Annotated in this window: 23 protein-coding genes and 1 tRNA gene; 20 read left to right on the top strand and 4 right to left on the bottom strand. The window is 62.3% G+C overall.

Annotated elements, in window-relative coordinates; translation table 11 throughout:
* Positions 1-7: 7 nt before the first annotated feature.
* The gene (locus tag E3T50_RS01530) at positions 8-259 is read right to left on the bottom strand and encodes a DUF6458 family protein (protein WP_134550245.1); all 252 of its coding nucleotides are present in this window, start codon (positions 257-259) and stop codon (positions 8-10) included.
* Positions 260-371: 112 nt separating this feature from the next.
* Here E3T50_RS01530 and E3T50_RS01525 point away from each other — a divergent pair, with 112 nt between their 5' ends.
* The 3 genes from E3T50_RS01525 to E3T50_RS01515 are packed head-to-tail and all read left to right on the top strand — an operon-like array spanning position 372 to position 3,351.
* Positions 372-1,448, top strand: coding sequence for a 3-isopropylmalate dehydrogenase (locus E3T50_RS01525; RefSeq protein WP_134550244.1), 1,077 nt, complete (start codon positions 372-374; stop codon positions 1,446-1,448).
* On the top strand, positions 1,445-2,557 hold the full coding sequence (locus E3T50_RS01520) for a branched-chain amino acid aminotransferase (RefSeq protein ID WP_134550243.1): 1,113 nt from the start codon (positions 1,445-1,447) through the stop codon (positions 2,555-2,557). Before E3T50_RS01525 ends, E3T50_RS01520 begins: the two co-directional genes overlap by 4 nt.
* Before the next feature lie 53 nt (positions 2,558-2,610).
* The gene (locus E3T50_RS01515; protein ID WP_134550242.1) at positions 2,611-3,351 is read left to right on the top strand and encodes a fumarylacetoacetate hydrolase family protein; all 741 of its coding nucleotides are present in this window, start codon (positions 2,611-2,613) and stop codon (positions 3,349-3,351) included.
* Between the two features lie 43 nt (positions 3,352-3,394).
* On the opposite strand, the gene E3T50_RS01510 is transcribed toward E3T50_RS01515, so the two are convergent.
* Positions 3,395-4,468, bottom strand: a complete 1,074-nt coding sequence (locus E3T50_RS01510; RefSeq protein WP_134550241.1) for an aminotransferase class V-fold PLP-dependent enzyme — start codon at positions 4,466-4,468, stop codon at positions 3,395-3,397.
* An 82-nt stretch (positions 4,469-4,550) separates the two neighbouring features.
* On the opposite strand from E3T50_RS01510, the gene E3T50_RS01505 reads away from it, so the two are divergent.
* From E3T50_RS01505 to E3T50_RS01485, 4 genes are all read left to right on the top strand, one after another.
* A complete protein-coding gene (locus E3T50_RS01505; protein WP_174844711.1) occupies positions 4,551-5,543 on the top strand; it encodes a LysR family transcriptional regulator in 993 nt (330 codons plus the stop codon).
* Positions 5,544-5,554: 11 nt separating this feature from the next.
* Positions 5,555-7,078: a glutamate--tRNA ligase gene (gene gltX / locus E3T50_RS01500; RefSeq protein ID WP_134550239.1), complete on the top strand. Its 1,524-nt coding sequence runs from the start codon at positions 5,555-5,557 to the stop codon at positions 7,076-7,078.
* 104 nt (positions 7,079-7,182) lie between these two features.
* Positions 7,183-7,254, top strand: a tRNA-Gln gene (locus E3T50_RS01495).
* Positions 7,255-8,283: 1,029 nt separating this feature from the next.
* Positions 8,284-8,949 carry a hypothetical protein gene (locus E3T50_RS01485; protein ID WP_134550238.1) on the top strand — a complete coding sequence of 222 codons (666 nt, stop codon included), beginning with the start codon at positions 8,284-8,286 and terminating at the stop codon, positions 8,947-8,949.
* 1 nt (position 8,950) lies between these two features.
* Here E3T50_RS01485 and E3T50_RS16090 read toward each other — a convergent pair whose 3' ends face one another.
* Entirely contained in the window at positions 8,951-9,136 is a 186-nt protein-coding gene (locus E3T50_RS16090) for a helix-turn-helix domain-containing protein (RefSeq protein ID WP_206751306.1), read from the bottom strand.
* 427 nt (positions 9,137-9,563) lie between these two features.
* Between E3T50_RS16090 and E3T50_RS01475 the strand changes: the two genes are divergently transcribed.
* The 3 genes from E3T50_RS01475 (at position 9,564) to E3T50_RS16490 (ending at position 11,013) form a co-directional block, all read left to right on the top strand.
* Complete coding sequence (locus E3T50_RS01475) at positions 9,564-9,857, top strand: hypothetical protein (RefSeq protein ID WP_134550236.1); 294 nt, start codon at positions 9,564-9,566, stop codon at positions 9,855-9,857.
* A gap of 409 nt (positions 9,858-10,266) precedes the next feature.
* Positions 10,267-10,569, top strand: coding sequence for a cupin domain-containing protein (locus E3T50_RS01470; RefSeq protein WP_198417919.1), 303 nt, complete (start codon positions 10,267-10,269; stop codon positions 10,567-10,569).
* A 129-nt stretch (positions 10,570-10,698) separates the two neighbouring features.
* On the top strand, positions 10,699-11,013 hold the full coding sequence (locus tag E3T50_RS16490; RefSeq protein WP_241990688.1) for a hypothetical protein: 315 nt from the start codon (positions 10,699-10,701) through the stop codon (positions 11,011-11,013).
* Positions 11,014-11,067: 54 nt separating this feature from the next.
* Here the strand turns inward: E3T50_RS16490 and E3T50_RS01460 are convergent, their stop codons facing one another.
* A complete protein-coding gene (locus E3T50_RS01460; protein WP_166784170.1) occupies positions 11,068-12,534 on the bottom strand; it encodes a helix-turn-helix domain-containing protein in 1,467 nt (488 codons plus the stop codon).
* Between the two features lie 99 nt (positions 12,535-12,633).
* Between E3T50_RS01460 and pxpA the strand changes: the two genes are divergently transcribed.
* The 10 genes from pxpA to E3T50_RS01410 all read left to right on the top strand — a co-directional run bounded on the left by pxpA (position 12,634) and on the right by E3T50_RS01410 (position 21,245).
* Positions 12,634-13,371, top strand: a complete 738-nt coding sequence (gene pxpA / locus E3T50_RS01455; RefSeq protein WP_134550234.1) for a 5-oxoprolinase subunit PxpA — start codon at positions 12,634-12,636, stop codon at positions 13,369-13,371.
* Positions 13,372-13,447: 76 nt separating this feature from the next.
* Entirely contained in the window at positions 13,448-13,684 is a 237-nt protein-coding gene (locus E3T50_RS01450; protein ID WP_134463697.1) for an acetyl-CoA carboxylase, read from the top strand.
* 68 nt (positions 13,685-13,752) lie between these two features.
* A complete protein-coding gene (locus tag E3T50_RS01445; RefSeq protein ID WP_134550233.1) occupies positions 13,753-15,108 on the top strand; it encodes an acetyl-CoA carboxylase biotin carboxylase subunit in 1,356 nt (451 codons plus the stop codon).
* Positions 15,105-15,998: a carboxyltransferase domain-containing protein gene (locus E3T50_RS01440; protein ID WP_166784169.1), complete on the top strand. Its 894-nt coding sequence runs from the start codon at positions 15,105-15,107 to the stop codon at positions 15,996-15,998. The genes E3T50_RS01445 and E3T50_RS01440 overlap by 4 nt, the downstream gene beginning before the upstream one ends.
* Entirely contained in the window at positions 15,988-16,953 is a 966-nt protein-coding gene (locus E3T50_RS01435) for a 5-oxoprolinase subunit C family protein (protein ID WP_134550232.1), read from the top strand. Before E3T50_RS01440 ends, E3T50_RS01435 begins: the two co-directional genes overlap by 11 nt.
* 291 nt (positions 16,954-17,244) lie before the next feature.
* Positions 17,245-17,547 (top strand): hypothetical protein, encoded by a 303-nt coding sequence (locus E3T50_RS01430; RefSeq protein ID WP_134550231.1) that lies wholly within the window; start codon positions 17,245-17,247, stop codon positions 17,545-17,547.
* A 19-nt stretch (positions 17,548-17,566) separates the two neighbouring features.
* Positions 17,567-17,770, top strand: coding sequence for a hypothetical protein (locus tag E3T50_RS01425; RefSeq protein ID WP_134550230.1), 204 nt, complete (start codon positions 17,567-17,569; stop codon positions 17,768-17,770).
* A gap of 355 nt (positions 17,771-18,125) precedes the next feature.
* Complete coding sequence (locus tag E3T50_RS01420; RefSeq protein ID WP_134463687.1) at positions 18,126-18,830, top strand: cysteine hydrolase family protein; 705 nt, start codon at positions 18,126-18,128, stop codon at positions 18,828-18,830.
* Between the two features lie 58 nt (positions 18,831-18,888).
* Complete coding sequence (locus tag E3T50_RS01415) at positions 18,889-19,416, top strand: type 1 glutamine amidotransferase domain-containing protein (protein ID WP_134463685.1); 528 nt, start codon at positions 18,889-18,891, stop codon at positions 19,414-19,416.
* Positions 19,417-19,565: 149 nt separating this feature from the next.
* Positions 19,566-21,245, top strand: a complete 1,680-nt coding sequence (locus E3T50_RS01410) for a GMC family oxidoreductase (RefSeq protein ID WP_134463683.1) — start codon at positions 19,566-19,568, stop codon at positions 21,243-21,245.
* The last annotated feature ends 8 nt before the right edge of the window (positions 21,246-21,253 follow it).

The following is a 21,253-nucleotide window of genomic DNA, read 5'->3' as shown; positions in this document are numbered from 1 at the left end:
CAGCCCACTAGATATCGTCGATCGAGCTCTCGCGGCGCGTGACCTGGTCGCCGTTCGCCGGATCGGCGATCGTGCGGGTCGTACTCACGCTGCTGCGACGGCGGGTCATCAGGACCAGGCCGAGGATCAGCACGAGTGCGCCAGCCGCGAGCAGAATGTAGCCGATGAGCTGCAGGTTGACTCCGGTGATGGTCAGGTCGAGTGCCCACACCAGGACGGCGCCGACGACCAGGAGAAAGATTCCAAGTCCAATACTCATGATTACCCACTTTCACTTGGTGGTGCGCTTCGCTCCAGCCTAGGCACTTCGGTGAGAAAGGTAAGGTTTGTCTATAAGCAATCCAAGTTATTGTCGACCGGTTCGGAGTCGCATGTCTCGTACTATCAAACTCGCTGTCATTCCCGGAGACGGAATCGGACCGGAAGTTGTCGCCGAGGCCGTGAAGGTGCTCGCCGCTGTCATCGCCCGCGACGACGTCACGATTGACACGAGCACGTTTCAACTAGGCGCCGCGCGGTTCCTCGAAACCGGGGACGTTCTCACCGAGACCGACCTCGCGTCGATCCAGCAGCACGACGCCATCCTGCTCGGCGCTGTCGGTGGTGTCCCCGGCGATCCGCGCCTGAAAGACGCGAATATCGAGCGGGGGCTGCTGCTCGGCCTGCGCTTCGCACTCGACCACTACGTCAACCTGCGGCCGTGCACGATCTACCCCGGTGTCACGAGCCCGCTCGCGATCCCGGGCGTCGTCGACTTCGTCGTGGTTCGGGAGGGCACCGAGGGCCCCTATGTCGGCAACGGCGGCGCGATCCGCCGTGGTACCCCGCAGGAGGTCGCCAACGAGGTGTCCGTGAACACCGCCTACGGAGTCGAACGCGTCGTACGGTACGCCTTCGAAGTGGCCCAGGGACGCGAGCGCAAACGACTCACCCTCGTGCACAAGACCAACGTGCTCGTCTTCGCCGGCAGCCTGTGGCAGCGCATCGTGAACGAGGTGGCTGCAGAGTACCCCCAGATTACGGTTGACTATCTGCACGTCGACGCGGCGACGATCTTCTTCGTGACAAATCCGAGTAGATTCGATGTACTCGTCACCGACAATCTCTTTGGCGATATCCTCACCGACTTGGCAGCGGCAATCAGCGGCGGCATCGGCCTGGCGGCCTCCGGCAATATCAACCCGACGGGTCGCTTTCCCAGCATGTTCGAGCCGGTGCACGGCTCGGCCCCCGATATCGCCGGCCAGCAACTCGCCGACCCGACCGCGGCCATCCTCTCGGTAGCGCTTCTGCTCGATCACCTCGGGCTGACGGATGCCGCGGCCCGTGTCAACGAGGCGGTGGCCGACGACCTGCTGCGTCGGTCCGAGACCGCCCCGCTACGACGCAGCACCGCTGAGGTGGGAGACGCCATCGTGACCCTATTGACAGACAAGGTACTCAAATGAGCAAGACCGACTCGACAGTGACCTACCCGCTGAGCTTCGCCCTCACCCCGTCGACCGACGCCCGCGCCGAAGTCGAACGCGAGGAGATTCTCGCCGACCCGGGCTTCGGCAAGCACTTCACCGACCACATGGTCACCATCGATTGGTCGATCGAGGCCGGTTGGCACGACGCCCGCGTCACGCCGTATGGCCCGCTGCTGCTCGATCCCGCCTCGTCAGTGCTGCACTACGGCCAGGAGATCTTCGAGGGCCTCAAGGCCTACCGGCACGCCGACAACTCGATCTGGACCTTTCGGCCCGAGAAGAACGCCGAGCGGCTGCAACGCTCGGCGCAGCGCCTCGCGCTGCCCGAACTCTCGACCCCGGACTTTATCGAGTCGGTCAGGCAGATGATTGCCATCGACGGCGACTGGGTGCCGTCCGCGCCCGAGACCAGCCTCTACCTGCGCCCGTTCATGATCGCCAACGAGAGCTTTCTCGGGGTGCGCGCCGCCCACAAGGTGAGTTTCTACGTGATCGCGAGCCCGGCCGGTGCTTACTTTTCCGACGGCGTGGCCCCGGTGAAGATCTGGCTGTCGACCGAATACTCCCGCGCCGGTCGCGGTGGTACCGGCGCCGCCAAGTGCGGCGGCAACTATGCCGCCTCGCTGCTGCCCCAGATGCAGGCGTACGAGAATGGCTGCGCCCAGGTGCTCTTTCTCGACGGTGAGACCGGAACGCACGTCGATGAACTCGGCGGCATGAACGTGTTCTTCGTGCACGGCACCGACACGATTGTCACGCCTCGCCTGACCGGATCCATTCTCGAAGGCGTTACCCGCGACAGTATCATGCAGCTTGCCCGCGACCGCGGTATGACCGTGGAAGAGCGCGAGGTGACGCTGGCGGAATGGCGTGAGGGCGTCGCATCCGGTGCCATCACCGAGGTTTTCGCCTGCGGAACCGCCGCCGTCGTCACCCCGATCGGCCAGCTCAAGGCCAGGGACTTCACGGTCGGTGAACCGGATGCCCCAGCGGGCGCGATCACGCTGTCGCTGCGCCAGGAGCTCACCGACATTCAGTACGGACGCCTGCCGGACCGTCACGGCTGGCTCACCCGCCTCGACTAAACTGAACCTTTTGGTCCGCTTCGGCGAGGCTACGACAGGTGGGAACGAGACACGTGAAGATCGCACGATACAGCTACCAGGGTGCCATCGCGTTTGGCATCGTCGATGACGATGAACTGGTCGTTCTGACAAGTGACCCGATGTTCGCCGGATTCGACACGACCGGTGACCGGGTGGCCCTGGCCGACGTGAAACTGCTCGCTCCGGTGATTCCTCGCTCGAAGATCGTCGCGGTGGTGAATTCTTCGCCCGAACCTGCTTTCGTTCTGCGGCCGAATACCGCCGTCGTGGGCCCTGGCGATGCCATCGTGCTGCCGGCCGCCTCCGACCAGGTTGAGGTCGACGGCCAGCTCGCCATCATCATCGGCAAGATCGCCAAGAACGTCTCGGCAGCGGATGCCGCGAGTCGCGTCTTCGGGTACACCGTGGCAACGGTCGTGACTGCCGCCGACCTCGCCGAGCGCTCGGTAACCCGCGCCGGTGCCTTCGACACCTTTTTGCCGCTCGGACCGATCATCGAGACCGACTTCGACGCGGCGGCCACACCGTTGCGCGGGCTCATTAACGACGAGGAGTTCCAGGCGGTGGAATTCGGCGACGACGACGCGACTCCGACCGAGGAAACCGTTGCGGCGCTCGTCGCGTTCGCCTCGAGCGTGTTCACGCTGCTGCCGGGCGACGTGATTCTGGCCGGGCCGATGGACACGGCGGCAGCCGTCGTCGATAACGACACGGTCTCGATGTCGATCGCCGGCATCGGAACGCTCGTGAACCCGGTGGTTCGCCCGGCCTGATGCGCGCGGCCTGCCGCGTGCGCCTGGAATGCGCGGGCACCGGTCAGGGACGGAGAGCGGCGAGGGCCAGTGCCACGTCGTCTTCGTCGTTGAAGAGGTGGAAGGCGACGCGGGCGCGACCGGCCCGACCCGAGGCGGTGAGGCCGGCGGTGGTGAGGCGCGCGAGATCGCGGCCACCGGCATCCGGCCAGCTGATGATGGCTTGACCGAGTCGGGGCAGCCCCAGACCGTCAGAGAGGGCATGACCGAGGCCCACAGAGTGGGCGCGGACCTCGGCCAGATCGAGGCTGCGGAACAGGTCGATGGCCGGCTCGGCGCCGACCCAGGCGGGCCAGGCCGGTGACACGTCGAAGCTGCGGGCATTGGAAGCGAGCGTCATAGCCGGGCCGTAACAGGACGCCCATGGGTCGTCTCCGGCGTACCAACCGGCATTCACGGGGTGCAGGTATGCAGCGAACGCTTGGGAGACGGTGAAGAAGGCCACTCCGCGCGGTGCGCCGAGCCACTTGTAGCTGTGGCAGATGGTCGCGTCGAACATGGCGGCGTCGACGGGCATCCACCCGGTCGCCTGGGTCGTGTCGCACAGGGTGAAAGTGCCCGTGGCCCGCGCGGCGGCGGCAATGGCGACGCTGTCGGCCACGGTTCCGGTGGCGGACTGCACGAGCGAGAATGCCACCAGCCAGGTGTTCGTGGTGAGGCTCGCGGCGAGGTCGGCCAACTCCACCTGACGCACGGTCACACCGCGGTGGGCCTGGGCCAGGAAGGGGAAGACCATTGAGCTGAAGTCGCCGATCGGCAGCACGACTTCGGCGCCGTCGGGGATGCTCGCCGCGACCGTGCCGGCCATGACCGAGGTCTGCGATCCGATTGCTACCCGATCGGGAGTGACGCCGACGAGCTCGGCATAGCCAGCACGCACTCGTTCGACCACCGCGCCGTAGTGGGAGGCGCAGGCCTCGCCGCGGGCCCAGGCCGCGGTATCGGCTCGCATCGCGGCGGTAGTGGCGATCGTCGGCAGCCCGAGGGTGCAGGCGGCGAGGTAGCCGCGACCGGCGGTGTAGCGGGTTCGGGCGTCGGCGAGGGTCACGGTGCTCGTGCGCGTCGGTGCGGAGATCATGAGACCAGTCTTGCCACGAGCTATTCATGCGACAATGGCCAGTTTTCGATGCAATGTATAAGTTTTCGTTATGATTAGCGGCATGAGCCACCTGCCCGGGCAGAGTCCCGATCTCGATGCGCACGCCCTGCGGGTCGTTCGAGCGGTGAACGAAACCGGCTCCATCACTGCCGCCGCAGCTGCCCTGGGCTACAGCCAGCCGGCCGTGAGCCAGCAGCTCAACCGGCTCGAACGCCGGCTCGGCCTCGCCGTGGTCGAGCGGGTCGGCCGTGGCGTCCGCCTCACCGAGGCCGGCCTCGTGCTCGCCCGGCATGCCGTGACGGTGGCTAGCGCGCTCGATGCCGCAGCGGAAGAGATCGCCGAGCTACAGGGGCTGCGCTCCGGGCTCGTGCGTCTGGCGGCGTTCCCGTCAGCATCCGCCACCCTGGTGCCGAGCCTCCTGGCGCGGATGAAAGCGCGGCACGCCGAGATCAGCATCACCTATCTGGAGGCCGAACCGCCCGAAGCCGTTTCCGCCGTGCGGGAGAACCGCGCCGACCTGGCCATCACGTTCAGCTACCCGGGGGACCGGGTGGATCCGCACCGGGCGAGCGCACAGGGACTGCGGGTGGCGACCCTGCGCCGAGACGAGATGCTGCTCGTGCTTCCGGTCGGGCATCCGCTCGCCACAGGCGCACCCGGCGCCATTGACCAGCCCGCCGTCGATCGTGCGGCCATTGATCTGGGTGATCTCGCCGACGAAAACTGGGTGGCCGGCTGTCCCCGCTGCCGCGGGCACCTGCTCGACCTCTGCGATCGCCGCGGATTCGCCCCGCGCATCTCCTATGAGACCGACAATGTCGCCGCCGTGTTCGGTCTGGTCGAGGCCGGTATCGGCGTCGCGTTACTGCCGGCCCTCGCGATCGAGTCGGTCGGCGCTCGCGCCGGTGTTGTGATTCGCGCCACGACGGGGCGTGACCATCGCACCCTCCACGCCGTGATGGCGGTCGGCGCCGAGCGCGTGCCGGCCGTGGCAGCCGCGCTGCGCACGCTGGTCGGGATCTCCTCGCCCGTGGTCGGAGTGCCGCGCAACTAGAATCAAAAGTAATGTCTGACACCACTGCACACCCGTTTTCTACCGCCACCGGAACCGACGTTCGCGTGCGGTTCTGCCCCTCGCCAACCGGAACGCCCCACGTGGGCCTCGTGCGCACCGCCATGTTCAACTGGGCATACGCCCGGCACATGGGCGGCACGATGATCTTTCGCATCGAGGATACCGATGCCGCCCGCGACAGCGAGGAGAGCTTTCTGCAGCTCGTCGACGCCATGCGGTGGCTGGGACTCGACTGGGACGAAGGCGTGGATGTCGGCGGGCCCCAGGCGCCGTACCGCCAGTCCGAGCGCTACGACATCTACCGCGGCGTCATCGAGCAGCTGAAGACGAGCGGCCACATCTACGAGAGCTTCGTCACCGGCGAGGAAATCGAGGCCCGCAACGTGAGCCTCGGCCGTGACCCGAAAATGGGCTATGACAACTTCGAGCGCGACCTGACCGATGAGCAGAAGGCCGCGTACCGTGCGGAGGGTCGGTCCCCGGCGCTGCGCCTGCGGGTGCCAGACACCGAGCTCTCCTTCGACGACCTCGTGCGCGGTGAGATCACCTTCCCGGCCGGCTCGTTCAGCGACTTCGTGGTCGTGCGTCCGAACGGGCATCCGCTCTACCCCTTCGTCAACCCGGTCGATGATGCTCTCATGGGCGTCACCCATGTGCTCCGCGGCGAAGACCTGCTCTCGTCGACCCCGCGCCAGATCGCGCTCTATCACGCGCTCATCGATATCGGCGTGACGACCTTCGTGCCCCGCTTCGGCCACCTGCCCTACGTCATGGGCGACAAGAACAAGAAGCTGTCCAAGCGTGACGCCGAAGCGAATCTGTTTCTGCACCGCGACCGCGGGTTCATTCCCGAAGGCTTGCTCAACTACCTCGCGCTGCTCGGCTGGTCGCTCACCCACGACCGCGATGTGTTCTCGATCGACGAGTTCACGGCCGCGTTCGACGTCGTGAACGTCAACCCCAACCCGGCGCGATTCGACCTCAAGAAGGCCGAATCGATCAATGGCGACCACATTCGCCGGCTCTCGGCTGCCGACTTCGCCGCCCGGCTGGTGCCCTACCTGGTGACCGCCGGAGTGCTCGGAGAGACCCCGACCGAGGCCGACCTGGCCTTGCTCGCCCAGGGGGCACCGCTCATCCAGGAGCGCATCGCGCTTCTCGGCGAAGCGCCCGCCATGCTCGGTTTTCTGTTCGTTTCCGGCGACGATCTGACCCTCGAAGCGGATGCAATCGCCTCGCTACCGCAGAACGCCGCCGACATTCTCGGTGCATCACGCACCGCCCTCGAAAGCATTCCAGAATCGGAATGGATCACCGACCGGGTGCACACGCTGCTCACCGAGACCCTCATCGAGGGGCTGGGCCTCAAGCCGCGCGTCGCGTTCGGACCGCTGCGCGTCGCGCTATCGGGCCGCAAGATCTCCCCGCCGCTGTTTGAATCCATGGAAATTCTTGGACGGGCCGAGACCCTGGGCCGCCTCGATCGGGCGCTGGTCGTGACCACTTCTGCCTGACTTCGTGGTCGGGGCCGGTGAGACTCGCCGAGGAGCGCCTCGGTTTGGCCTCTCCGGCCCGAGTGGGCTAGGCTACTACTCGGCCCGATCTTCGGATTAGGCATTGGGGTATGGTGTAATTGGCAACACGGATGATTCTGGTTCATTTGTTCTTGGTTCGAGTCCAGGTACCCCAGCACTAACCCCTGAGTTTCCGCGGAAACCAGGGGTATTTTTTGTTTCCAGACACACCGTTTACGGCCCGAAGTGCCACTTGCGTGCCAAAAACGATTCCCAGACGCCAAATTGGTGACAACGATGCCGGTTAGCCCGGCCAACTACGCGTCGCTGCGTACGAGGTCGGAATGCCGTGTCGCACCCCATTGTCATGACCGATGACGACGTACAAATCATGACCGGGCAGCAGGTCGCCGACCTGTTGCGTGTCTCGCCTCGTACGCTCGAGGAGTGGCGGCAGACTCGAACCCACCGTACTCATCGCGAGCACGATTACGCAGACTCGGGCCGAAGGACTGCGTAGAAAGCCTTCACCGAAACGATCCCGGCAGAAGCGGCGCATCGCCTTGCCGAGCTTCGCGGCGACCGCGATGCGCCGGCAATTGTCAGAGGTAACCCGAGACAGGGAGGCAACCCGAGACGAGGAGGCGACAGCAGTCCTTTTGAACCTGCGGCCCCTTGCAGAATCAGAGCGATTCTGGACGCCACCGAAAGTCTCGGGAACTCGCGGATTCCCTTGAATTTACAGGGAACCGGTTGGTTCATCACCTCCGATTGTACACGGACATTTTCGGTCGGTCACCGTTGATTCAGGTGGGTAAGTGATGGGCAACTGCATCAGCTCGCACCAAGATGCGAGTCCTGTTCCGCTAGCGGAAGATAACAAGGCCATCGTCGATGTCGTTTCTTCCATGGACTAGACACTGTTCGGAGGGGCTGCTGGCTGCGAGTCCTTCGTCCGTGTCGGTGACAATTGATCAGAAGTTTAGAGTGTCACTCGACAAATCGCCGCCCGCGCGTATTATCGGGACGATACTGGCTCTGTCGAAAAGGAGGCTGCAATGTTCGAGTATTTAGCGCTCGACTCTTGGCCCGCGGAGGTGTGAGGCTTGAGTGACTCCGACTCCACACTCGATGGGTCCACGCCGGGATCATCGGGACCCCAAAACGCCAGCGAGGACGGGGTTCGGTCGCCAACATCGGGTTGGATGACGCGAACCCTTCCGCTCGCGGTCAGTGCTTTGTCGCTCCTCGTCGCGGCTGCGTCGGCGTTCTTCGCGTATGGTGCATCGCAGGATGCGTACTTGAGCGACCGCCGAAGTGAGTTGATCGCCGTCGTTACACAGCTGAACGAAAATGTCCTGAATGGTGAGCTTGAGGAAGGATCTGAGTTTCTGATTGCTCAGGCCGTCTGGCTGGCGGGGACCGTCCCGGATGTGCCTTCGGCGGTTTACCGGCAGATCGCAACAGCAATCGTCAATGAAACACCGACCTATCAGGAGAACGCCCTTCCCCTGCTCGAAGAGGCTATGAAGCTTGCGGCTTCTGACGAGGACGAGTACGAACAGGTTGCCGCCCTTCGGGTGCGCGCCGGCATTTACGAAGCGCAGGGAGACTTGGAGCGAATGCGGAAGGACTATGCGGATGCGATCGAATTGTCCGCGGCCTACAGTGGCCCCAATCTCCAACGGCGGCACACCGTTCCAGCTTTCACCCACGCCTTCTGGGGCTACGCGGAAATCCGCGCCGGAGAATGTAAGGCTGCCGCGGACCAGCTGGCGGCGGCTCGCAAACATGCAGAAATCATCACCGGCGCGAATTTGGACGAGTGGGTGAACGGTCTCGACGCACAAGTGACGGCGTGCTCGCAATGAATTAGCGGCCTTCTCGTTTAGGAGCCGCAAGCGTGGCGACGAATAAATAGATCGTCGAGGGTGACCGACTCAAGACCTGTGCGATCTGTAGAACCCCGGCGTTCTGTGCCCGCAGGATCACGATCTCGTCTCGCTCGACGAAGGTCAAAAACCTCCCTGAAAGCGGTGCTCTGCTGATGTCTCGCATCCCGCCAGCATGACGGAACGACCGTGTCCCGACCGGCGCCGACACGCCGGCCCGCTCGCCAGCGTTCTCGCTCGAGAGACCCTGCCCGACGAGGTTCCGAAATCTTACCGGTGCTCCGGGCGCCACGTCGGCGGCCGGTCTGGCGACCGCCTCGGCTCCCGCCCGAGTTGCGTGGCCATTCAACCTTTTGGACGTTCCATAGTCCACCATGTCGTTTAATCACTCGAAGTCTCGATCCCACCGGAGTGGGCCGAGCGCGCATCGGACAATGCATTGGAAGCCAGCTCTTCACGCCATCACCTTCCTGACCGCTGGCCGAACGCAGAATCGTACTGAATGAAAAACGCCGGAGACACAGTTACCGAAACACTCCGCGGGACGTGACCCGCGCCGGAGCGGCGGCGCCATCCGATAGGAGGTCGGGGTCATGAATGACAAGATGTCTGAGCTTGTCAAAGGTGTGCGGTTGGAGGCCGCGCGGATCGGAAATTTCTGCGGTGTATCTCCCCTTTCTGCATTGCGGCAACTAAAATCAGGGCCAAATATCGGGGCGCTGCTGAAGGTCGTGGAAAGGATATGGACGACTGTCGACATGAGCACCCCCGCGCACGCCGCCTCCGCCGTGCGCCAGACGCTGCCGGCCCGAGTGCTTTGTGTCGGGCGCCGCGCCCTGCAGATGGAGGTTGCGATCTGGCAGAGTTTCTGGAGATTCCTGACTTGACGACCGCGCGTGCCCGCGGGCGCTAGCCCCTTCGGGTACGTTGGCCCGGTGCGGAGTCTGCTGATCGTGTTCATCGTGCTCTCGGCCGTTGAGATCCCGATCGTCGAAAAGGCGGCCGTCACTCGTGGCGATGCCGGCCTGCACCCACGCCACCGTGACGGTCGCGGCAAACCGAGGGGTAGGCTACTCGCTATTCGGCAGTCTCGTTGGGGTCTTCATCCAGCCGGCTCTCGGTCGCGCTGCCGACCTGCAGGGCTTCGGCGCCTCCCTCGTGATCGGCGCTGCCGTCGAACTCATTTGGACCCATTCTGGAAGCACCTCGGCGACACCAGCACCATGCCAGTGGATGTCGCTGCTCCCGCCGCATAGACCGAATCGCTCTCATCCCGCCCTGAGTAAGATCGTCACTATGTCCAACGAGCAAGTGGAACTCATGGCCACCGGTGAGACGCAGATCGACAATGGTATTTTTCGCGTGACCAAGTGGACGATTGAACCGGGAGGTGCCATTCCGATGCACGTTCATAAATTCGAGTATGCGGTCGTGCCCCTCGTCAACGAAACCATGCACGTGATCAACTCCGACGGCTCAGAGATCGTCGCGGAAATTCGTACTGGCCAGAGCTACACCCGGCCGGCTGGAGCCGAACACACCGTCGAGAATCGTGGGTCGCGAGCCATCGAATTCGTGGAAGTTGAAAAACTCGTCTGACGACTCACCTACTGGGTCTGGTATTCAATCTGGTCGTGCAAGGCCAGCGCCTGGCTCACCCAGCAGCCCTAATCCGGACTCGCCGTCGTCATGGGTGGCCCGGGGTGGCTCGCCACATTCGCTGCGGACATGGGCGTGTGGATCATGATGATGTTCACCATGGACTACGCCGCACTCGGAAAGCGTGAGGACACCAAATTCCACCAGCGGTGGAGCTTCGGCGGGGCGGTCTACATTCTCGCTTACGGTTTCAGCGCCTTAGTGGGCATCTTCCTCACCTTCACCATCCCGGGACTCGAGGCTTCTGAAACTGGCCTCGCCGGTGTGGGCGCGACGTGGGGCCCCATTCTCACCGCTGTCGTCGCCTCCGCCGTTTACGGTGGGCTGTGGAAGACCACTGCGGGTAAGACGGCTCTGGTCACGGCGCTTGCCGGTACCAAGTAACAGGATTGCCTTGGTGCTGCGGCGGGGGAGTGCCTTCGGGCATTCCCCCCGTTGCTATTTGTCGTCAAGGTCGACCAGACGCAAAGCAAACAGGCAAGTGGCCTGACCTTCCACGGAGCTGAGGTTCAAGCGCAACAGCGATTCGATCTTGCGCAGTCGATAATTGAGCGAGTTGCGATGAATGAACAGCGCGCTGCAGGTCTTCGACGGCTGTGCGTCATTGCGCAGGTACGCACGCAGCGTCTCCACCAATGGGCCGGTGCGCTTCGAGTCATATTCCCAGAGCGGGGCGAGAAATTTGCGCGCTGACTCCTTTGACCCCCGTCCGGCGGTCGCCGTGACGACGGCGCTGAGTCCGAAGTCCGGGGCAAGCTGGGGCCGATCGATCCTTTGCACCATTTGGAGAGCGTGCACCACCGACAATCGAAGCTCAAACAGGCTGAGCGTGGGACGTTTCAGAACTAGTGGCTGCCGATCATGGATGTGGAGCAGCCGCTCGACGACGATATCGAAGTCAACACGAGGGTTTTGCGCCAGCGCGACCATACGGTCGCCGAACTCGGTAACCCGAACAGTCTGAAACTTGTCGTGCAGGGCAACCCGCAATTGCCAGGATGTCGAGGCGAACTCGCCGCTCATATCCGCGACCAGAACGGTCGTCTCCGCACTCGCATCCAGGCCGATGTCCTGAAAGGTCCGCCTCACGTCGAGATGCGTCGCTTCCTCCCACGACTGGCAGGCGATCACAAAATTCTTGATCTCGTGCTGACGGCTGGCATCAACAATCACCGATCGGTTGAGTTGCAGCGCAATGATGGACGCGACCGGTCCCAGCAGGGAGGCGAGTGGGCTGTCGCTGTCCTTGTCTCGGATGGCCAAGCGGCAGGGATTATTGAGTCCCATCGGCAGGGGAATATTCAACACTCCCACCTCCGGCTTTGTTCTGATTCCCTCCGTCCACGACGCGATTGCCGGGTATTGCGCAATCACCGTGCCATAGGCGTCGTAAACGGCCAAGGGAGACTGGATCGTGTTGAAGATGGTGGCAAGCAGGGTCACCACCTCGGCATCCTGGTTGGCAAGCCGGGCGCATTCATCGGCAAGCGTCCAGCCCTGGTTGACCACGGCCAGCCGTTCGGCGTGCATAACGCTCTCAATGAAGCGATTCACCTGCAATGGGGGAACCGCTGCAGGCACTTCCAGCAGCGGGATATCCCGCCTAGTGCAGGCGGCGACCAAGCCGGGAGGAAGGACGCGATGGGCCATCCCCGTCGCGAAGACTATGGCGCAGACGGGTACCTCGGCGAGGCGCTCAACGAAAGCGTCCCAGGTACGCTCATCGGAGAAATTCATTCCGATACCGCTGGTGAGTAGCAACGCATGCGGATCAAGGAACGGCGTGGGATCCATCAGTTCGGTGGGAGCGCATCCGCTGAGTTCGGTCGCCAGACGCGCCTCCGACGAGGGCGTTTGCAGCAACAACTGCAGGGACCGTTCCAGAATCAGGTCGACAACGCGCATCTGAAAATCCAGTCTAATCGGCAGTTTGCACAAAGTTTTTCGCAAGCTTAGTGCAGATGCCCACTGGGCCGTGCCGCCTGCGCACCGTAGCGTGGGGGGATGGTAGATGTGAACAGCAGGTCGAACATCAGCGTGAACTCCGATATGGGGGAAGCCCTCGGCATTCACAGTTTCGGAAATGACGAAGCCCTTATGAAACTGGTCGACGTGGCGAACGTTGCCTGCGGCTTTCATTCCGGAGATCCCGACGCAATGGACACCACCGTTGCGCTCGCCCGCCAGCACGGGGTGCTCGTCGGAGCGCATCCGGGGCTGCCTGACCTGGTCGGGTTCGGTCGCCGCGAAATGAAGTTGATGCCCTCCGAGGTGGAATCGATCATTCGGTACCAGGTGGGCGCACTCGTTGGTTTTCTGCACAAGTACGACATGCCACTCAACCACATCAAGCCGCACGGTTCCCTGTTTGGAATGCTGTCCCGTGATGAGTCGCTCATGCAGGCGGCAGCGAAGGTTGCCAAGTCGTATGGTGTGCCGATTTTCGGTCTTGCCGGCACCGCGCACGAGACGGTTACCGAGCGCGAAGGCGTGGAATTCGTATCGGAACTCTACGTGGACTTGAACTACAACGCTGAGGGTGGCCTGATAATTCTCCGTCGCCCGGAGAACGCTGACCCGGCTCAGGCTGCCACCCGGGTGCGCCGGGCACTCGCGGACGGTACGGTGCTGGCCAACGACGGTACCGAACTCCAGATCCCCTTCGGCAGCGTGTGCGTGCACTCCGACACCTCGAACTCTCCAGCCGTCGCCGGTGCCGTGCGTGAGGCGCTCGGCCGATGATTCACCACGCCCGATGGGTGCCCCGAGCGGCTTCCGCGTGCGTTTCCACTCCCAACCGCTCGATGAAAGTGAACCCATGAGCCACCAGATCATCTCCCCGCTTCCCGGAATTTTCTATCGCAAGCCCGGTCCGGGCAAAGACCCCTACATCAACGAGGGCGATACCGTCTCGGCAGGGCAGACCATCGGCCTCGTGGAGATTATGAAGCAATTCAGCGAAGTGCGCGCCGAATTCGACGGTGTGCTCGAAAAATTTGAGGTCGACGACTTCGGCGTCGTCAACCCCGGTGACGTGATCGCCCTCACCTCCTGAACGTCGTCTGCAGAGATCCGCGCCGCCCCGCCATCGATCACGTTTCACTCGACTCACTGGAAGACTCAATGAAAAAACTCCTCGTAGCCAATCGCGGCGAAATCGCCGTTCGAATCATCCGTACCGCTCGCGAAATGGGGCTCGTGACCGTCGCGGTCGTGAGCGAAGCCGACAAAGCCTCTCTCGCCGCAGACCTGGCCGATGAGGTCATCGTGGTGGGGCCGGCCCCGGCGGGGCTCAGCTATCTCAACCACGATGCCGTGTTGAAGGCCGCCCTCGCCAGCGGCGTGGATGCCGTTCATCCCGGTTACGGTTTCCTGTCCGAGAATGCCGAGTTCGCTCGCAAGGTACTTGCCGCCGGTCTTATCTGGGTGGGGCCCTCCCCGGAGTCGATCGAACTCATGGGAGACAAGTCCCGTGCTCGACGGGCGGCGCTCGACGCTGGTGTTCCGACTCTCCCCGGTACCGAAACGGCACTGCAGGACGACGATGATCTCGAAGCCATTGCGGCACGCATCGGATACCCCCTGGTGGTCAAGGCGTCTGCAGGGGGTGGGGGGCGCGGCATCCGTCTGGTGGAAGACTCGGCACAGTTGCGCGCGACGGTGGAGATAGCGCAGGCGGAAGCGCTCGGTGCCTTCAACTCTTCCGATGTGTACTTCGAGAAGTTCGTGACGCAGGCCCGCCACGTTGAGGTGCAGATTCTGGGAGACGGTGAGACGTACGTGCACCTCGGGGACCGAGACTGCTCCATGCAGCGCCGGCAGCAGAAAATTCTGGAGGAAGCCCCAGCGCCCAGCCTGCCGGACGCCGTACGGGAACGGATGCGCGACTCATCGGTGGAGCTGGCGCGCAAGGCGAACTATGTCGGCGTGGGTACCATCGAGTTTCTTTACGATCCGGCCAGCCATGAGGTCGCGTTCATTGAGATGAACACGCGTATTCAGGTAGAACACACCATCACCGAGGCCATCACCGGAATGGACCTGGTGCGTGAGCAGTTGCGAATCGCCGCCGGTCAGAAGCTCGACATCACGCAGAGTGACGTTCACTTCGTCGGCCACGCGCTGGAATTTCGCATCAACGCAGAAGATCCCGACAACAACTTCATGCCGAGCCCCGGCCTGATCAAGGCCATGACCCTGCCCGGAGGCGCGGGCGTACGTTCGGATTTCGGTTTCACCGCGGGCAAGACCGTGGCCCCGTTTTACGATTCGTTGCTCGGCAAGATCATCGTCTGGGCACCGACACGGGAGCTGGCCATCGCCCGGTCGCAACGGGCCCTTGACGAAGCGCAGATTGACGGTGTCAAAACCACCATCGGGCTGCTCCGCGCACTGGTTGCCCTGGATGACTTCGCCGAGGTCAACCACCACACCAAATACATCGAGACCGTCTTAAGCCCGTTGGGAGACGCCGCATGATGCAGCAGACCATGGCCCGATACACCTGGGGTGGCGACGAATTTCTCTTTGTCGAAATCACTGAGGGCATGTCACTCGAAGCCAACTTCATCTCCAACAGCATCGCGAATGCCTTGGAATTGCAGCAACTCGCGGGCATCGTGGATATCTGCCCGGCCAACGCGTCACTCCTGGTGCGGTTCGACCCGGACATCCTGGACTGGCAACAACTCGAACGAGCAGTACGCGCCCTGGAGCAGGAGGTGCGAGCGGCCACCGACAAGGTTCTCCGAACGCGCATCATCGAGATCCCCGTTTGGTACAACGACCCGTACACGAACGAAACCGGTGCCCGGTTCCGTGAGGGCTACCATCAGCGGCCCGAAGGCAACGACCTGGACTATGCCGCGGAGGTGAATGGGCTGGCCGATGCCGAGGAATTCATCAAACGGCACCATGAAACTCCGTGGCTGGTATCCATGGTGGGCTTTGTGGCCGGTCTGCCCTTTCTCTACCAGCTGGTCGAGCGCGAGCAACAACTCCAGGTTCCCAAATATCTCAGCCCCCGCACGGATACCCCGGCGCTGACGGTCGGCTACGGAGGCTGCTTCAGCTGCATCTACTCGGTGCGCGGTGCCGGTGGGTATCAGATGTTCGGCGTGGCGGCCGCCCCGATCTTCGATCCGGCCCAGCGACTGGACGACTTCTCGGACTTCATGATTTTCTTCAAGCCGGGTGACATTGTGAAGTTCAAGCCGATTGACGAGGCAGAATATCGGCGCATCCAGACAGAGGTCGATGCCGGAACCTTCCGGTACCGACAAACACCCATTGATTTCGATTTGAGTGCGGCCCTGGCCGACCCCAATAAGTACACCTTGTCGCTTCTGGAGGCACTCAATGGCATTTGACGTTCTCGAGCCCGGCTTGTCCACAACAGCGCAAGACCAGGGACGTATCGGTTACTACAAATTTGGCCTTCCGCAGGGCGGGTCGATGGACCAGTATTCGGCCACTCTCGCCAACCGTCTAGTCGGTAACACGGTGTCTGATGCGGTGCTGGAGTGCACCTATATCGGTCCCAAACTCGTGTCCACAACCAACGCGGTCATTGCGGTAACGGGGGCTCCGGTCGATGTGTTCGTCAACGGCCAGCTCATACCCCAATACGAACGGATCGAGCTTTTGGCTGGAGACGAGCTGAAATTCGGTGTGATCCAGGGCGGCACCAAGTACTTTATCGCCGTGCACGGTGGAATCGATGTTCCGGAGGTTCTCGGTTCGCGCTCGACCTATCCCATCGGAGCCATCGGGGGAGTCGACGGGCGTGCGCTCGTTGCCGGAGACGTGGTTCCGGTTGGTGTCGGCTCAGATAACGGCCTCCCAGTGGTCACGTCCATCGCCGTTGATGATCGTCCCGTCTTTTCCAAGGATGTGAAGGTGCGCGTCATGCTCGGGCTGTACGATCACAACCTTTCTGCCAAAGGATTGGACAGCCTGTTGAACAGCGAATGGATGCTAACTCCTGTTGCTGACCGGATGGGACTACGGTACAGCGGACCCGGAGTTGAGTGGAAAGACCGCGAGCAGCCCTTCGGAGCCGGGCAGGATCCTTCGAATATCGTCGACGCCGGATACGCTGTCGGTTCCATTCAAATTCCCGGCGGTACCCAGCCCATCATCCTGCACCGCGACGCTGTCTCCGGCGGCGGGTACGCTATGGTCGCCACGGTCATCTCCGCGGATATGGATCTGGTCGCGCGTTGCGCGCCGGGCACGAAGACCCGATTCGTCGCTGTGAACATGGAGGAAGCGCTGGCTGCGCGCCAGGAAAACAACGCCCGAGCCGCCCGAATCTGGTCTTAATTGGGCGTCGGTCGGTCGCGATTAGTCCGGCTGTCTGAGCAACACCGACCGCGATCCTGACGAAACGCTGGTAGTCGGTAGGTCAGGAAACGTCGAGATTTGATATTGCGCCACGTTCCGCTCTGCGGCCTGCGCGCTATGAATGTTTCACGCACCCTGCGCCACCGCCAGCGTTCCCTCGTTGGCGCCCGTCTCGGTCACGGGGCACGCCCCGACCATTCATCTGCCTGAACGTCAGGCCCCGTCACTGGCCCGCCCCGAGCAGCTCCTCACTCCGTTCGGAGGTTCCTGATGAGCACCACCACCGCCAGGACCACCGAACCGGCCGCGCACGCCGCGATCACCGCCGACTGCAAGGCCCTGGACCTGCCCGGCAGCCAGGAGTTCGCCGAGCCCCTGGCTGATGCCGTTGCCCGGCAACACCACACCCATGCCCGCTACGTCGCCGAATTGCTCGTCCAGATCATCACAGCCCGGGAGGAACGCGCATCCATCGCCTGCGGCTCCAACGTCCCCCTTCAGCGAATGGGCCGCATCTACAGCGATTCCCGATTGGCTGCTACGAGCGCCTGCCCGCGCATTCGTGGAGCCTGAGCGCACTCATCCGGTCGAGATGGGTATTGACGGGGAAGAGTACACGACGCGCATCTACCGCCGCGCGGCCGCGATGCTCATTGAGCGGGCGGCTGGGATTGTGCTGGCCTCACGACTGCTCGGTCACGCGAACGAGCAGATCACCAGGAACAGCCACGTAGGCACGGCTGACATGGTCGACCGGGTGACGGCCGAGTTCCTAGACGCGGTGCTCGGTGGTTGACCACAGTCGACACGAACCAAACGCGTAGCTCAAATGCTGTCCAACTGGCTTGCCAGCGCGGGCTCTAGAACCCCATGAAGGGGCTATTTCGTTCGTCGAGACCAGGTTCTCGGAGCAGATTGGCAGGGTGTACCCAACCTCAGATCCGCGATGCGCAGACGCTCGTCCTGGCCCAAGTAGAAGCAACCACCGTTCAATTTCGGTGCGTCCACTGACTGTCTCATGGCTCCATCCGGGAACTTCGACTTGCATCTTTGAAAAAAAGTTTGACTGCGTTACGAATCGTGTGTCATAGTTCAGACCACCAGACCATCAGATAACCTACCTTCGCAACATCTTGAATAGAAAAGAGACAATGTTGTCCTCGCTCGATTTCACATACGAAAACATTGACAAAGTAATCAATCGGTCCTCCTGGGTGTCGCCTACGATCGACCCGAAGAAAACGATGTTGCTCGTGCTCGACATGCAGAAGGCCTGCGCCGAGGTCGGCGGGGCCATGTACATTGAAAGCGTCGGCGGCGCGCCGGAGGGTAAAGACACCGTTCAGCCGGTCCTCAATGTGCTCAATGCTTGCCGGGAGATCGGTATCCCCGTTGTCTGGTCCCTCTGGGGGCTGCGCGGCGATGGTAAAGACGCCGGATTTGCCGACGTCAAGTGGGGCTTAGAGGGCCAGCTGGACAACTTCCCGGGCGCTTGGGGCAACGGCGGTGACGAACTAGTCGACGAACTGGTTCCGGCGTCGGATGAACCCGTTATGCGTAAGCACCGCTTCTCCTCGTTCTTCGGTACGCCGCTAAACGAGTACATGCGGCGCGCTGGTGCTGACACCCTCGTCGTGGCCGGTCTCTCCACCGGCAACTGCCAGATCGCTACAGCTATCGACGGTGCAAACCAGGACTACAAGATCATTGCGCTGGCAGACACCACCGCAGCAATCCCCTCGGGCCAGGACGACCCGCTCGGTTACGGCCAGCACTGGGAAGCACTGCGCAACATTCAGGCCAACCACGGCGATGTGCGCACCAGTATCGAGTTCCTCGAGATGCTCGCCAAATAATTCACTTCGCCGTTCACCCCTCGCGCCCCACAAGACAAGATGTAGAAGGACACCAGTAATGACACTTTCCGGAAAAAACGTTGCTCTGTTGATCGAGGATGAGTACCAGATCCTTGAAGGCTGGTACCCCAAGCTTCGCCTCGAAGAGGCCGGAGCGAAGGTTACCGTCGTCGGTAGTGGAACCAAGAAGAGCTACGACTCCAAGGAGCACTATCCGATGGACGTGGATGTTGACGCTGCGGACGTTACCTCAGCAGATTTCGACGCCGTCGTAGTCCCGGGTGGCTTCGCGCCCGACAATATGAGGCTGCACCCCGAGATGATCGCTCTCGTTCGTGATGCCCACGAGTCCGGCAAACTTGTTGCGTCGATCTGCCACGGCGGTTGGATCTTGGCGTCTGCTGGCGTGCTCAAGAATGGTCGAAAGGCAACGGGCTACCTGCCCATTAAAGATGATGTGGAAAACGCCGGGGGAGTCTGGGTTGACGAATCAGTTGTCATAGACGGCAACGTCATCACCTCCCGCACTCCGGTAGATCTGCCCGCATTCGGTGCGGCGTTGGTTTCCTACCTCGAGACTCACTAGGTAGCACGCGGCCCAGATGAGTTGCCGGTTCGTTCATTTCACCGACAACTCATCGTCGGATCATCCGGCGGACGACGACATCCGCATCTGATGACCTGAACAAAAGCAAATAAGAAGTCACCAACGTCGTCTCAAGGAGGAGAACAAACATGCTGAATCGGAAAAAGCCCGAGATCGTCGACGCGATTGTCGTGGGGCTTGGGGCTAACGGCGGTACCGCTGTTAAAGTGCTGGCTGAGGCTGGCCTGAAGGTGGTGGGCTTCGACCGTGGTCCATGGCTGCGCCCCCTGGAGCATTATTCCGGCGACGAACTGAAGTTTGTAAATCGTGACTACATGTGGCCGGACCCGAAAATGTTCCCACGCACGGTGCGCTACGACGAAAACGCAGTCGCGGAGAGGTTCCCCTTCTCGCCTCTCCCGCAGATGGTCGGCGGTGGCACCAACCACTGGGCCGGCTGGGTACCGCGCCCTCGCGAGTCTGACTTCATGATGCGTTCCCTTCACGGTGACATCGAAGGCGCTAGCTTGGCGGACTGGCCCTTTCGTTATGAGCACCTCGAGCCTTACCTCACCAAGGTTGAGTGGGCGTTTGGTGTATCCGGCATCGCGGGTGCTGACAAATATGAACCACACCGCAGCAAGGGGTACCCCAGCCCCCCTCTCCGACCGACTCAGTACGGCAAGCGCTTTTACGATGCCTGCAACAAAATGGGAATTAACGCCTTCCCCATCCCTCACGCCATGGTGACCAACAAACACAATGGACGCGACCCGTTCAATCAGACCAGTTTCTGGAACCAGTACGGTGACCCGAGCGGTGCCCGCTCCAACACCCTGACCTCCTTCATTCCCGAAGCTGTGGCAACTGGGAACCTGGAGGTACGCGCCGAGTGCTTTGTGCAGTCGGTGAAGTTGGGTCGAGACGGCAAAGCCACTGGCGTCATATACATCGATCCGGACGGCAACGAAGTGGAGCAGGACGCGCGCGTTGTCATTCTGACTCTCGGTGCCATCGAATCCGCCCGCCTTATGCTGATGTCGAAGTCCCCGCGGTTTCCCGATGGCCTCGCCAACGGCAGCGGTCTAGTGGGGAAGAACGCTACCTTCCACGAATATCTCTTCGCGGTAGGCCTCTTCGACAAAGACATTGACGAGCCACTCAACGGCTTTGCCGGCAACTACATCAGCGGCGGTTCGCTGGAGTTCTACGAGACCGACGAGAGCCGTGGCCACATCGGCGGTTCCATCATCTCCGCCTCTCAAACCTGCCATCCAATCAACTGGGTCTTTCCGGGCCGTCCGACCTGGGGCGAGGCGCTAAAGGATGCCGATCGCAACTACTACAACTACGCGATGAAGATTGGTCTAATCCTGCATGACCTTCCGGTGGAGTCCAACCGTGTGGACCTCGACCCGACGGTTAAGGACGCCTTCGGCCTGCCGGTTGCGCGCATCACGCACAGCCCGCACCGCAACGACATCGCCATGGGTAAATGGCAGGTCGACAAGAACGTCGAAATTCTGGAAGCGGCCGGAGCACGCAAGACCGTTCCCGTCTACCTCGACAAGATGACTGGCAACACGTGCCATCAGCACGGCACCGCCCGTATGGGTGCCGACCCAGCCAAGAGCGTGCTGAACGAGTGGGGGCAGGCCCACGAAGTGGACAATCTTTTTGTTCTGGATGGATCCGGCTTTCCAACGGCCACTGGCGTGAACCCGACGCTGACCATGATGGCCAACGCCTGGCGTTGCAGCGAGTACATTGCCGAGGTTTATTCCAAGGGACGCGAAGAACGTCTCGTCCTCTCGAACAGTATGCGTTGAACTAGGAA

It is taken from the genome of Cryobacterium gelidum (assembly GCF_004403985.1).
Lineage (GTDB): Bacteria > Actinomycetota > Actinomycetes > Actinomycetales > Microbacteriaceae > Cryobacterium > Cryobacterium gelidum.
Note: the sequence above shows the minus strand (reverse complement) of the source record. Positions and strands in the feature narration are given on the sequence as shown.

Bases quoted from the DNA above. Each gene is read 5' to 3' on its own strand.
- E3T50_RS01430 (WP_134550231.1), top strand. From the start codon at position 17,245: ATGAGCACCACCACCGCCAGGACCACCGAACCGGCCGCGCACGCCGCG.
- E3T50_RS01460 (WP_166784170.1), bottom strand. From the start codon at position 12,534: ATGCGCGTTGTCGACCTGATTCTGGAACGGTCCCTGCAGTTGTTGCTG.
- E3T50_RS01525 (WP_134550244.1), top strand. From the start codon at position 372: ATGTCTCGTACTATCAAACTCGCTGTCATTCCCGGAGACGGAATCGGA.
- pxpA (WP_134550234.1), top strand. From the start codon at position 12,634: ATGGTAGATGTGAACAGCAGGTCGAACATCAGCGTGAACTCCGATATG.
- E3T50_RS01435 (WP_134550232.1), top strand. From the start codon at position 15,988: ATGGCATTTGACGTTCTCGAGCCCGGCTTGTCCACAACAGCGCAAGAC.
- E3T50_RS16090 (WP_206751306.1), bottom strand. From the start codon at position 9,136: ATGCGAGACATCAGCAGAGCACCGCTTTCAGGGAGGTTTTTGACCTTC.
- E3T50_RS01520 (WP_134550243.1), top strand. From the start codon at position 1,445: ATGAGCAAGACCGACTCGACAGTGACCTACCCGCTGAGCTTCGCCCTC.
- E3T50_RS01485 (WP_134550238.1), top strand. From the start codon at position 8,284: ATGACGCGAACCCTTCCGCTCGCGGTCAGTGCTTTGTCGCTCCTCGTC.
- E3T50_RS01425 (WP_134550230.1), top strand. From the start codon at position 17,567: ATGGGTATTGACGGGGAAGAGTACACGACGCGCATCTACCGCCGCGCG.
- E3T50_RS01445 (WP_134550233.1), top strand. From the start codon at position 13,753: ATGAAAAAACTCCTCGTAGCCAATCGCGGCGAAATCGCCGTTCGAATC.
- E3T50_RS01410 (WP_134463683.1), top strand. From the start codon at position 19,566: ATGCTGAATCGGAAAAAGCCCGAGATCGTCGACGCGATTGTCGTGGGG.
- E3T50_RS01530 (WP_134550245.1), bottom strand. From the start codon at position 259: ATGAGTATTGGACTTGGAATCTTTCTCCTGGTCGTCGGCGCCGTCCTG.
- E3T50_RS01510 (WP_134550241.1), bottom strand. From the start codon at position 4,468: ATGATCTCCGCACCGACGCGCACGAGCACCGTGACCCTCGCCGACGCC.
- E3T50_RS01505 (WP_174844711.1), top strand. From the start codon at position 4,551: ATGAGCCACCTGCCCGGGCAGAGTCCCGATCTCGATGCGCACGCCCTG.
- gltX (WP_134550239.1), top strand. From the start codon at position 5,555: ATGTCTGACACCACTGCACACCCGTTTTCTACCGCCACCGGAACCGAC.
- E3T50_RS01450 (WP_134463697.1), top strand. From the start codon at position 13,448: ATGAGCCACCAGATCATCTCCCCGCTTCCCGGAATTTTCTATCGCAAG.
- E3T50_RS01470 (WP_198417919.1), top strand. From the start codon at position 10,267: ATGTCCAACGAGCAAGTGGAACTCATGGCCACCGGTGAGACGCAGATC.
- E3T50_RS01420 (WP_134463687.1), top strand. From the start codon at position 18,126: ATGTTGTCCTCGCTCGATTTCACATACGAAAACATTGACAAAGTAATC.
- E3T50_RS16490 (WP_241990688.1), top strand. From the start codon at position 10,699: ATGGGCGTGTGGATCATGATGATGTTCACCATGGACTACGCCGCACTC.
- E3T50_RS01475 (WP_134550236.1), top strand. From the start codon at position 9,564: ATGAATGACAAGATGTCTGAGCTTGTCAAAGGTGTGCGGTTGGAGGCC.
- E3T50_RS01440 (WP_166784169.1), top strand. From the start codon at position 15,105: ATGATGCAGCAGACCATGGCCCGATACACCTGGGGTGGCGACGAATTT.
- E3T50_RS01415 (WP_134463685.1), top strand. From the start codon at position 18,889: ATGACACTTTCCGGAAAAAACGTTGCTCTGTTGATCGAGGATGAGTAC.